This window comes from Aquamicrobium aerolatum DSM 21857, from assembly GCF_900113935.1.
Classification (GTDB): domain Bacteria; phylum Pseudomonadota; class Alphaproteobacteria; order Rhizobiales; family Rhizobiaceae; genus Aerobium; species Aerobium aerolatum.
In genome coordinates, this window is sequence record NZ_FORF01000002.1 from 98,633 (window position 1) to 110,093 (window position 11,461).

The 11,461-nt window shown below is 61.5% G+C and carries 11 protein-coding genes; 6 read left to right on the forward strand and 5 right to left on the reverse strand.

Translation table 11 applies throughout. The features are described 5' to 3' along the window. Window positions 1–2 precede the first annotated feature (2 nt). On the forward strand, window positions 3–1,532 hold the full coding sequence (gene amaB, locus BMZ42_RS02085) for an L-piperidine-6-carboxylate dehydrogenase (RefSeq protein ID WP_091518002.1): 1,530 nt from the start codon (window positions 3–5) through the stop codon (window positions 1,530–1,532). A gap of 5 nt (window positions 1,533–1,537) precedes the next feature. Beyond that, window positions 1,538–2,770: a pyridoxal phosphate-dependent aminotransferase gene (locus tag BMZ42_RS02090; protein ID WP_091518004.1), complete on the forward strand. Its 1,233-nt coding sequence runs from the start codon at window positions 1,538–1,540 to the stop codon at window positions 2,768–2,770. Window positions 2,771–2,827: 57 nt separating this feature from the next. Here the strand turns inward: BMZ42_RS02090 and BMZ42_RS02095 are convergent, their stop codons facing one another. Genes BMZ42_RS02095 through BMZ42_RS02115 form a run of 5 tightly spaced genes read right to left on the reverse strand, consistent with a single transcriptional unit; the run spans window position 2,828 to window position 7,520 of the window. Further along, entirely contained in the window at window positions 2,828–3,667 is an 840-nt protein-coding gene (locus BMZ42_RS02095; RefSeq protein WP_091518006.1) for a sugar phosphate isomerase/epimerase family protein, read from the reverse strand. 21 nt (window positions 3,668–3,688) lie between these two features. After that, complete coding sequence (locus tag BMZ42_RS02100) at window positions 3,689–4,780, reverse strand: LacI family DNA-binding transcriptional regulator (RefSeq protein ID WP_091518009.1); 1,092 nt, start codon at window positions 4,778–4,780, stop codon at window positions 3,689–3,691. 56 nt (window positions 4,781–4,836) lie between these two features. Next, entirely contained in the window at window positions 4,837–5,772 is a 936-nt protein-coding gene (locus tag BMZ42_RS02105) for an ornithine cyclodeaminase (protein ID WP_091518010.1), read from the reverse strand. A 30-nt stretch (window positions 5,773–5,802) separates the two neighbouring features. After that, on the reverse strand, window positions 5,803–6,507 hold the full coding sequence (locus tag BMZ42_RS02110; protein ID WP_091518013.1) for a GntR family transcriptional regulator: 705 nt from the start codon (window positions 6,505–6,507) through the stop codon (window positions 5,803–5,805). A gap of 8 nt (window positions 6,508–6,515) precedes the next feature. Next, entirely contained in the window at window positions 6,516–7,520 is a 1,005-nt protein-coding gene (locus tag BMZ42_RS02115) for an SIS domain-containing protein (RefSeq protein WP_091518016.1), read from the reverse strand. A 126-nt stretch (window positions 7,521–7,646) separates the two neighbouring features. Here BMZ42_RS02115 and BMZ42_RS02120 point away from each other — a divergent pair, with 126 nt between their 5' ends. The 4 genes from BMZ42_RS02120 to BMZ42_RS02135 all read left to right on the forward strand — a co-directional run bounded on the left by BMZ42_RS02120 (window position 7,647) and on the right by BMZ42_RS02135 (window position 11,458). Then, a complete protein-coding gene (locus tag BMZ42_RS02120) occupies window positions 7,647–8,555 on the forward strand; it encodes a PfkB family carbohydrate kinase (protein ID WP_280139829.1) in 909 nt (302 codons plus the stop codon). A gap of 94 nt (window positions 8,556–8,649) precedes the next feature. Further along, window positions 8,650–9,648: a TRAP transporter substrate-binding protein DctP gene (dctP, locus tag BMZ42_RS02125; protein ID WP_091518018.1), complete on the forward strand. Its 999-nt coding sequence runs from the start codon at window positions 8,650–8,652 to the stop codon at window positions 9,646–9,648. A 68-nt stretch (window positions 9,649–9,716) separates the two neighbouring features. Further along, window positions 9,717–10,187 carry a TRAP transporter small permease gene (locus BMZ42_RS02130; RefSeq protein WP_091518021.1) on the forward strand — a complete coding sequence of 157 codons (471 nt, stop codon included), beginning with the start codon at window positions 9,717–9,719 and terminating at the stop codon, window positions 10,185–10,187. After that, entirely contained in the window at window positions 10,184–11,458 is a 1,275-nt protein-coding gene (locus tag BMZ42_RS02135; RefSeq protein WP_091518023.1) for a TRAP transporter large permease, read from the forward strand. The genes BMZ42_RS02130 and BMZ42_RS02135 overlap by 4 nt, the downstream gene beginning before the upstream one ends. Window positions 11,459–11,461 lie beyond the last annotated feature (3 nt).

Genomic DNA, 11,461 nt, shown 5'->3' on the forward strand with positions numbered 1-11,461 from the left:
CGATGAGCAATTCCGTCGACGTGAAACAGGAAACCGCAGCCCTTCTGGACAAGCTGGGCGTTGCTCGCGACGCATGGACCGGCGGCGACATGGTATCGTACAGCCCGGTTTCGGGTGAAGCGATCGGTCAGCTGAAGAGCGTGTCGGCTGCCGATACAAACGCGGCAATCGACGCCGCGCATGAAGCGTTCCAGGCTTGGCGTCTGGTGCCGGCCCCGCGCCGTGGCGAACTGGTGCGCCTGCTCGGTGAAGAACTGCGCGCCGCCAAGGCAGACCTTGGCCGCCTCGTCTCGATCGAAGCCGGCAAGATCACGTCGGAAGGTCTGGGCGAAGTCCAGGAAATGATCGACATCTGCGATTTCGCTGTCGGTCTGTCGCGCCAGCTTTACGGCCTGACCATCGCCACCGAGCGCCCCGGTCACCGGATGATGGAAACCTGGCACCCGCTCGGCGTCGTCGGCATCATCTCGGCGTTCAACTTCCCGGTCGCGGTGTGGTCGTGGAACGCGGCGCTGGCGCTGGTGGCTGGCGATTCCATCGTCTGGAAGCCATCCGAAAAGACCCCGCTGACGGCGCTGGCCTGCCAGGCGATCCTCGACAAGGCGCTGGCGCGCTTCGGCTCGGATGCCCCGGCAAACCTGTCGACCGTGCTGATCGGCGACCGGTTCATCGGCGAAGCCATGGTCGATCATCCGAAGGTCGCGCTGGTCTCGGCAACCGGTTCGACCCGCATGGGCCGCGAAGTCGGTCCGCGTCTGGCCAAGCGCTTTGCCCGCGCCATCCTTGAACTCGGCGGCAACAATGCCGGCATCGTCTGCCCGTCCGCCGATCTCGACATGGCGTTGCGCGCCATCGCCTTCGGCGCAATGGGCACCGCCGGACAGCGCTGCACCACGCTGCGTCGCCTGTTCGTCCACGACAGCGTCTATGACCAGCTGGTCCCGCGCCTGAAGAAGGCTTATGAGAGCGTTTCGGTCGGCAACCCGCTTGAAACCTCGGCACTGGTCGGTCCGCTGGTGGACAAGGCAGCGTTCGACGGCATGCAGGCGGCGCTGGCTGCGGCAAAGGTCGAGGGCGGCACCGTCACCGGTGGCGCGCGTGTGGTCGAAGCCGGCAAGGACACCGCCTTCTACGTCAAGCCAGCATTGGTCGAGATGCCGAAGCAGGCCGGCCCGGTTCTGGAAGAGACCTTCGCGCCGATCCTCTACGTGATGAAATACTCAGATTTCGACGCGGTTCTGGAAGAGCACAATGCGGTGGCAGCCGGTCTGTCGTCGTCGATCTTCACGCTCAACGTGCAGGAGGCCGAGCGCTTCCTGGCTGCGGATGGCTCCGACTGCGGCATCGCCAACGTCAATATCGGCACGTCGGGTGCAGAAATCGGTGGTGCGTTCGGTGGCGAGAAGGAAACCGGCGGCGGCCGTGAATCCGGTTCGGATGCGTGGAAGGCCTATATGCGCCGCGCCACCAACACCGTGAACTATTCCAAGGCGCTGCCGCTCGCGCAGGGCGTCTCGTTCGATATCGAGTAAATCGCATGAACGCACTTTCTCAAACGACGGAGGCGGGCTTCGAGCCCGCTTCCCGCATCGCAACGGTCGGGGTCTCCAAGATCCTGCAGATCGGCGCGCGTGCGGCGGCGATGAAGCGCGATGGCCTGCCGGTCATCATTCTGGGTGCGGGCGAGCCGGATTTCGACACGCCCGACAATGTCAAGGCAGCCGCCAAGGCCGCCATTGACCGTGGCGACACCAAATATACCGCGCTTGACGGCACGCCCGATCTGAAGGCTGCCGTGGTCGCCAAGTTTCGCCGTGAAAATAATGTCGACTATGCCACCGACGAGGTGACAGTCGCGACCGGGGCGAAGCAGATCCTCTTCAACGCCTTCATGGCGACGCTCAATGCGGGCGACGAAGTGATTATCCCGACGCCGTACTGGACGTCCTATTCGGACATCGTCGAGATCTGCGGCGGCGTGTCGAAGCTGATCGCCTGCCCCGCCGAAAGCGGTTTTCGCCTGCAGGCCGAACAGCTGGAAGCGGCGATCACCCCAAAGACACGCTGGGTATTGCTCAACTCGCCGTCCAACCCGTCGGGAGCAGCCTACAGCGCTGCTGACTATCAGCCGCTGATCGACGTCTTGCTGCGGCATCCGCATGTCTGGCTGATGGTCGACGACATGTATGAGCACATCGTCTATGACGGCTTCGAGTTCGTCACGCCAGTTGCCATCGAGCCACGGCTGAAGTCGCGCACGCTCACCGTCAATGGCGTGTCGAAAGCCTATGCGATGACCGGCTGGCGCATCGGCTATGCCGGTGGCCCCAAGGCATTGATCAAGGCGATGGCGGTGATCCAGAGCCAGGCGACGTCATGTCCGTCGTCGATCAGCCAGGCGGCAGCCGTCGAGGCGCTCAACGGGCCGCAGGATTTCCTGAAGGAACGGCAGCAGAGCTTCAAGGCGCGGCGCGATCTGGTGGTTGCACGGCTGAACGCCATTTCGGGCATCGACTGCCGCACGCCGGAAGGCGCGTTCTATACCTTTGCCGGGTGCGAGGGGCTGATCGGCAAGACGACGCCGGCTGGCAAGACCATCGCGACGGATGCCGACTTCACCGACTATCTGCTGGAAACGGTGCATGTCGCCGTGGTGCCAGGATCGGCTTTCGGCTTGTCGCCCTATTTCCGCATTTCCTATGCGACTTCGGAAGCGGAACTGAAAGAAGCGCTCGACCGCATTGCGGCAGCGTGTGAAAAACTGAGCTGACAATACGAAAAAGGGGGCTCAAGCGGCCCCCTTTTTTGTATCAGCTGGCTTTTTGTATCAGCTGGCTGGCAGCACATTGCGCAAGGCTGTCACCGACTGCGCAAGCGCGGCATTCGGATCGAGATAATAGCGCGCATTGGTGATCTCGATCGACAATGCACCGGTGTAGCCCGACGCATTCAGCTCGGCGATGATTTCGCCAGCCGACAAGACACCGTCACCCCACGCCAGATGGCTTCCCGACGGTTCGGAATCGATCATATGGACGTGGGCGAGACGATCTCCAAGAACTGAAATGTAGTCCTTGACGCTTTCGCGCGTACCAAGTGCGCCTGCCGTATCCAGCATGCCGAACATCACCTTCGAGCCAACGGCATCAAGCAATGCGCCGAGTTCCCTGGCGGTGGCCGCGATGTTGGACCAGGCCGGCGGCAACGCTTCCAGAAAGAGCTTCTGGCCGAGCTTGTCGGCGCGATCGGCAATCAGCCCGAGCGCATCGGCACAGCGGTCGAAAGCATCTCTCGCCGACTGATCGGCAAAGCCCGAGCCGGGCGTGACCAAGACTGCCGGGCTTCCCATCTCCACCGACATTTCGAGGCTTTCGAGAAAGTAGCGGATCGAGCGATCCCGCAACGCCGCCTGCGGCGAACCGAGATTGATCGGATAGACGCATTGTTCCGGCGTGAAGCAGGCGATTTTCATGCCGCGCTGGCTGACCGATGCGCCCAACTCTCTCGCGTCGGCAAGCGTGCGGTCGCCCAGATAAAAATGCGGGGCGGCGCCCCATATCTCCACCAACGGCAATTGCAGCGCTTCGGCGTCGTCCAGAAAGCGATCGAAGCTGTGACGGAAATAATGAAAGTTCATGCCGCAAATATCGGCCTGGCTGATGGTCATTCTGGTCCTGCTTCCATGAGTTTATTGGCAGATGGCGATGGAACCGCGCTCGATGAACTCCGCCGGCATCATGACGGGGCGGGCAGCGACTTCGCTGCCATTGATGCGCTCCAAGAGCATCGTCGCGGCGGATTCGCCCATGGCGCTGCGCGGCTGGGCGACGGTCGAAATGCCGGGCGAAAGAAAGTCCATCCAGTCGAGGTCGTCAAAACAGACAAGCGAAAGCTGGTCGGGCACTGTCAGTCCGGCAGCCGACACCGCGCGGATGACGCCTTCAGACATCGTGCCGTCATTCGAAAACAGCGCCGTGGGCCGATCCGGTTTGTTGATGAATTCGCCGACGACTTTCTCGGCTGCCTTGGCCGAATAGGCACCGACGCGGCAGATCAGCGAGCAATCAACCGGCAGTCCTGCCCGGCGATGGGCGCGAAGATAGCCAAGCAGGCGCTGCCAGCTGGGATAGAGCGTGTCCGTCGACAACACGTCACCTTCAAGACCGCGCTTAACGAAACCGTCCAGCCCACCTTCAAGGTCTTCGAGCAATTCGCCGACAAATCCGATGCGGTGGTGCGAGGCGGCAATCAGCGCCTGCACGCCGCGCTCGGCGGCGGTGATATTGTCAACCGTCACGCGGTCGACGTCGAGGCCGGAGACGGTGCGGTCCAACAAAACGAGAGGCAGGCCATCGGCGTGCAGATCGCGCAAATGCTGCGCGTTGCGCGTGTCGCAGGGCGAGACGATCAGGCCATCGACCTGCTTTTCCAGGAGAAGATTGACGGCGCCGATCTCCTTTTGCAGGTTTTCGTCGGAATTGACGATCAGCAAGCCGAAATCATGGCTTTCCACCACATCGGCAATGCCGCGCAGGATCGACGCGTAAAACGGGTTCTGGATATCGCCGGCGACAACTCCGATCGTGCGGGTCTTGCCGGTGATGAGGCTGCGGGCCAGCGCATTGGTGCGATAGCCAAGCTTCTTGGCTGCCTCCATCACCTGGGCGCGGGTTTCTTCCTTCGAATAGCCATAGCGGCCGAGAACCCGGCCGGCCGTCGCGGTTGAAACCCCGGCAAGTCGTGCGACATCTGCGATGGTGGCGTTCGATTTCTTGGCCACTGCGTTACGTATCCTCCCCGCCCCTGTTGGGGCCGACCCGCGGCCCCGATGTCAGATCATGGTGCGTTGTTCAGCGCGATGGCGGTGAACACGTCGAGATGTGCCCCGCCGACATTCTTGAAAATGGTGATCTCGTCGGCAGATTGGCGGCCCTGCACCCTGCCCTGGGCGAGATCGAAATGATCGCCGACAATTGCTTCGGCTGCGATCAGCCCTGATGCCAGCGCGCTGCCAAGATCGCCGGTGTTTTCCATGTTGCGCCTTGTATCGACATAGATGCGCGCGCGTTGCAACGCTTCATCGTCGGTTTCGCGCAGGCTCGTCATGTAGGCTCCGACGAGATCGAGATGCGTGCCGGGCTTCAGGAGCGCCCCCTTGACCAGCGTGCGGTCCGACATGGTCACGCAGGTGATGACGTCGGCCGACTGCACCGCGGCGTCAAGATCGGCGACGGCCTGTGCGTCGACGCCATCGCCACGCAGCCCGGCGGCAACGGTTTCAGCCTTCGGAGCAGAGCGGTTCCAGATCAGAACGCGCTTCAGCGAGGGGCGCGCGGCCATATGGGCGGCGGCAAAATGCGGCGCGAGCGCGCCTGCGCCGACGACGAGCAGCACCTGCGCGTCATCGCGCGCCAACAGCGACGCGCCAAGGGCTGAATCGCCGGCGGTCTTGCGCGCCGTCATCGCCGCGCCATCGGCAACCAGAAGCGGAGCGCCGGTCGTGCCATCGAACATCGCCACCAGACCCTGAACATTGGGCTGCGGCGGGGTCAGTTTCTCATTGCCGGGAAAAACGCCGACCATCTTTACGGCAATCGGGCCATTCGGCACCCAGCCCGGCAAGGTGATGAACTGGTTGCCGCTGCCGGCAGGATCCTGCTGGACGACGACATCGGACACCGGCATCGCCTCGCGATGGGCTTTCGCCAAGGCCTCGATGAGATAGGTCCAGGGCAAGGCGGCGTGGACAGCTGCGGCGTCGAAAACTTTCATGGCGTTCCTCAAGGCAACCCGGCAAAGGGGTCAGGTCTTAACGGTCAGCGTGACCAGATGACAGGGAGTGACGGTCTGCGACAAGGCAAGCGGCTCGCCTTGCGCGTCGAGTATCCATTTTTCGATGCGATAGACCGGCTCGGTAGTGGAGACACCCAGAACTTCGGCCTCGGATGCGCGGGCAAAGCCGACATCAATGCTGCGTTCAGCGCCGGCTGGCTCGATGCCATAGGCTTCACGCAATGCGCCAAAGAAGCTCTTCCCGACTGCGACAGGTTCAAGGACAGCTGCAAAGCGCCGGGGATCGAGAAACAGCGTCTCCAGCGTGATCGGCCGGTCGTTGATTTCGAGCAGGCGCAGGAAGCGGACAAGCCGGTCTGCCGCCAGTCGCGCGGCAATGTCCGGCGCATCGATATGGTCATCGCGACTGAGGACGCGATGACCTGCCTTGTGGCCGCTGCCCTGGGCAACGTCGGCGAAACCCGAAAGCGAGATCGTCTGCTGCACCTTGCGCGGCGCAACGTAGGTTCCCCTACCCTGCTGGCGCACCAGCAGACCCTCGGCGCACAATTCACCAACTGCGCGCCGCAGGGTGATCCGGCTGACGCCATAAGTGGCGCACAGCTCGAATTCCGGCGGCAGGAAACTGCCTTCGGCAAGACGACCGGCTTCCATCTCGGACAGGAGCTTGCGGCGGACCTGTTCGTAAAGCGGCAGAAGATCGTCTTGCGCCATTAATCGCCTCAGTAGTCGGAAAGCTTCTTCATGTAGCGGCGGCCATCCAGCATCACCTGCTCGCGGAACGCGGCGACCTTATAGATGAAGCGCCACAGCGTGTCGAAGAAGATCAGCGGCACGACATTGCCCTGGAAGCGCTCGTCGATGCCGGTCAGGTCCAGCTTGGCGGCGTCGAGCACGAGAATGTTCTCGGCCTTGCCGAAGCGATGCAGGAAGGTGTCGGCGCGCTCATCCAGCTCGCGCGTGGAATCGAGCCCCTTCATCAGCACGAAGCAGCGCGTTTCGTCGAGCACTTCGAATGGGCCGTGGAAAAACTCGTTGGAGTGGATCGCTTGGCTGTTGATCCACTGCATTTCCATCAGCACGCAGATGGCGAAGGAATAGGCGGCACCATAGGCAGCGCCGGAAGCCATCGTGTAGACGACATCCTGCTTGGCAAAATGCTCGGCATAACGATCCCACAGCGGCGCATAGGTGTCCTGGGCGCGGTCGATGGCGGCCTGCAAATTGCACAGGCTGTCGATCAGCGGCTGGGTCAGGTCTTCGCCACCGGTTGCGGCAACCAGGCCCATCACGATCTGGTAGATGATCGAATAGTTGCTGTCGCGCGCATCGATCGGCGTGCCGGTGGTGTAAGGCGCTTCAAACTTGACCGGGAAATCCACAGCGGTGCCGAGCGGCGAGCCTGGCTCGACGGTCAGACCGATGGTGGTTGCACCCTTTTCGCGCGCATATTTGGCGGCAGCGGTGGTTTCCTTGGTGGTGCCGGTCATCGAGCACAGGATGACGAGCGAGTCGGCGCCAAGACGCTTGGGGGCACGGGCGACAAATTCTGCGGCGTTGTAGACGTCGGACGGCAGCGCGCCATGCTGGTCGAGCATGAACTTCGCCGGGTGCATGATCGACAGCGAACCGCCGCAAGCGACGAAAAACACATGGCGCAGCGCGCTCGCGTCAATGGAGGAAAGAGCGGCCGAAACGGCCGGGTGGAAGCGATCTGGAAGAGTCATCTGCTATCACCTTTCTGATAAGATGACATAAGACATATTAATTTCTCTGGCTGGGTGTCAAGCAGGATTGACAAGTCGTGCAAAATATTGCGAACGTTCTCACAATGCCACAGAAATGAGATACACGTGTCACAAACTGCACCTAAGATCCTTGCCTTTAGCGACAACGTCGTCGACTGCTATCGCGATCAGGGCCGCATGTACCCAGGCGGCAATTGCGTCAATCATGCGGTGTTTGCGCGCCGCTTCGGGGCGGTCGCAGCCTATGCCGGCGCGGTCGCCGACGATGCAGCAGGGCGCGCCATTCGCGACGCTTTCATCAAGGAAGGCGTCGATACTTCATTGCTGCGCACCGTGCCGGGACAAACCGCCTATTGCGTGATCGCCAACGAAGATGGCGAGCGGGTGTTTGTCGGCGCCAATCTCGGCGTGTCGATTATCGCACCGTCAGAGGCGGATCTTGAATGGCTTGCGAGCGCCGATGCGATCCACACCGGGCGCTCAAGCCATGTCGATGCGTGGTTGCCGCATTTCGCGTCCGTGACACGGGTTTCATATGATCTTGCGACCGTTCGCGACGAGGCACGCGTTGCCAGCATTGCGCCTCACTGCTTTCTGGTCGGATTTTCCGGTGGCGATCTGAACCGCGAAGATGCCATGCAACTTGCAGCAATGGCCCACCGTTATGGTGCGCAGTGGGTGGTGATCACGCGCGGCGCGGAAGGGGCGCTTCTGTCAAGCCGTGACGGTACCCACGAAGCGCCAGCCGTGCCCGTCGATCCGGTCGACACGCTGGGCGCGGGCGATACTTTTATTGCGCGGACCCTGGTCGGACTTCTTCGCGGCGAAGCGCCGAGCACCATTCTGGGTGCGGCTGCAAAGGCCGCGGCAGAGACCTGCCTGGCCCTGGGTGCGTTTGGTCATGGCGTCGCGATGGATGTCGATCTTTCGACGATGCAAAGCCTTGAAGAGATTTATGCGACCACCCGGCCGGTGGCTGCACCCAAGATCGACGGATCGCCTGTCGACGCATGAGGAATGGATAGGAAAGCGCTCTCACAAAATGCGCTGTCCGTCTGAAGCACCCTGCACATATTGTGCAGATAGAGGACAAACTGGAGGACTATCAATGAACTATTTCGCGTCACCACTTCGCCTGCTGGCTGCTGCCGCAACAATGTCGACCATGCTGACCGGGGTTGCCCTGTCGCAGGACCTGACGATCCGCATTGCGACCGTGAATTCGCCGACCAGCGAATCCTGGAAGGGCGTCATGGCCACCGCAGAGCGCGTCACCGCCCGCACAGACGGTCGCGTGAAGTTTGAAGGCTTCCCGTCGGGCCAGCTTGGCAGCACGACCGACTCGATCGAGCAGGCCAGCCAGGGTCTGCCGGTGATGACCTTCACCTCGGCCTCGTTCCTGTCGTCGTTCGGCGTACCCGAGCTGTCGATTGTCGAGGGCCCTTTCGTCGTTTCCAACACAGACGAAGCTGAAAAGCTGGCATTTTCCGACCTGCTGCAGGGCTATTATGACCGTCTTGCCGAAACGGCGGGCATTCGTGTGGTCGCGATCAACTGGTTCGACGGGCCGCGTCACATGATCGGCACTGCCGGCTATCCTGAGCCAGCTGACCTGAAGGGCGTGCGCATGCGCGTGCCGCCGGTCGAAACCTGGCTGAAGACATTTCAGCCGCTCGGCGTAGTCGCCACAACCGTGGAAGCCGCAGAAGTCTATTCGGCGCTGTCGCAGGGCGTCGTCACCGCCGCAGAAAGCCCGCTCACAGGCCTGCGCGCCTCGGGCTGGCAGGAAGTTGCCAAGGAAATCACCCTCACGGGTCATTTCAACCTCTTCACCGGCTGGGTGATGAGCGAGGCCGCGTTCCAGCAGATGAGCGATGCAGACCGGGCGATCCTGCTTGAAGAATTCCGCAAGGGCGGCCAGGATCTGACCAAGGTATCGGCGGATCTGGAGACCGAAATCCGCACCGAATTCGAGGCACAGGGCGTGACGTTCCACGAGGCGGACCTTGATGCCTATCGCGAAGCCACGGCAAGCTTCTATACGAGCTTCCCTGCATGGCCTGCGGGGCTTTATGATCAGGTCCGGGCAGCAGCAACCGGCGAATAATCCAAGCGTGGCCGGGTGAATCTTCTGATTTGCCCGGCCGTTGTTCATCGTGGAGGCACGTCGTAGCAATGAAAGTTCTGCGTACGATACTCGAATTTGTCGGCGTGACCGTCCCGGCACTTCTGCTGGCCGCACTTGTGACCATTGTCATGGCAGACGTTGTGGCGCGCAATTTCTTCGCCATGTCGATCATGTGGGCACAAGAACTTGCCGTGATCCTCATGGCAGCCGCTGTCTGGTTTGGTCTTTCAGGCGCTGCAATGCACGGACAATTGTTCGGCATTTCGCTATTTGTCGATCGCCTGCCTGCGCGACTTGCAATCTTGGCGCGGCTTGTCGCCGACTTGCTGGTGCTCCTGATCGCATCGCAAGTGATCCGCGCTGCCTTCGCGCAGATAACAACGGCGCGTTTCACCACGTTTCTCGTCCTCGGCTGGCCGAAATGGATCGTCGCCGCAATGCTCGCGACAGGCATGATGCTCGTCATCGTCGGTCGCCTTCTTGATATGGCTGAGAGTTTCAGGAAGGTACGCTCGTGACCATCGTCGCCATTGTATTCGTTCTTCTTCTTGTGCTGGGCTTGCCGGTCGGCTTTGTCATGCTCGGCGCGTCCATGGCTTATTTCACCCTCAATCCGCTGATGGCCAGCCTGGTCGCACAGCGCATGTCATCAGCGCTTGAATCCTTCCCGCTGCTGGCGATTCCACTGTTCGTGATTGCCGGCGCGGCAATGGCGCGCGGCGGCATCGCGGATCGTCTCTACGCGTTCTGCGAAACCCTGGTCGGGCACTGGCGCGGCGGCCTGGCGCAGATCGCGGTGCTGAATTCGGTGTTCATGGGCGCCATGTCGGGATCGGCAAACGCCGATGCCGCCATTGATGCGCGCACGATCGTGCCGGTGATGCGCAAGCGCGGCTACAGCAATGCCTACGGCTCGGCCGTGAGCGCGGCATCCTCGCTGATCGCCCCGATCATGCCCCCCAGCATCGCGCTCATCATCTACGGCCTTCTGACCAACACCTCGATCGGCAAGCTGTTTGTCGGCGGTGTGATCCCGGCGATTCTCATCGCAATCTCGCTGATGCTGACGGTGCGCTGGACCGCGATCCGCATGAACCTTGCACCAGAAAGCAAGAAGCGTGCAGGGCCGCGCGAAATCCTCAGCACAGGGCGCGCCGCGTTGTGGGCTCTGGCGATGCCGGCAATGCTGTTGCTGGGGCTGCGCAGCGGATGGTTCACGCCGACAGAACTCGGCGCTGTCGCCGCAGTCTACGCCTTCGTGGTGGGCGTCTTCGTCTATCGCGGCCTGAGCCTTAGCGAAACGATGACACTTTTCTCCGAGTCGGCGATGACCACGGCAGGCGTCATGTTCATTATCGCGTCGGCTTCGGTGTTTTCGATGATCCTGAGCCTCGAACAAGTGCCCCAGCAGCTGATTACCTTCCTGCTGACCTTGTCTGAGAACAAATATGTTGTGTTGCTCATCATCAATATTGCACTGTTGATTTTAGGCACCGTGTTCGAGGGGCTCGCGATCATCGTGATCCTTGGCCCTCTCCTGGTGCAGGTAGCGCAAAGTCTGGGAGTGGACCCGGTTCATCTGGGCGTAGTCCTGGTGTTCAACACGGCCATCGGCTCGATGACACCGCCGGTAGGAACTGTCATGTTTACCGTCTGCTCGATCACACGCTGTTCCGTCGAGGATTTTGCGAAAGCCTCTGTTCCATTCCTGTTTTCCTCAATCGTTGTCCTGTTGCTGCTCACTTACGTGCCGGCGCTGGTGACATTTCTTCCCAATCTGGTGTTCTAAAGC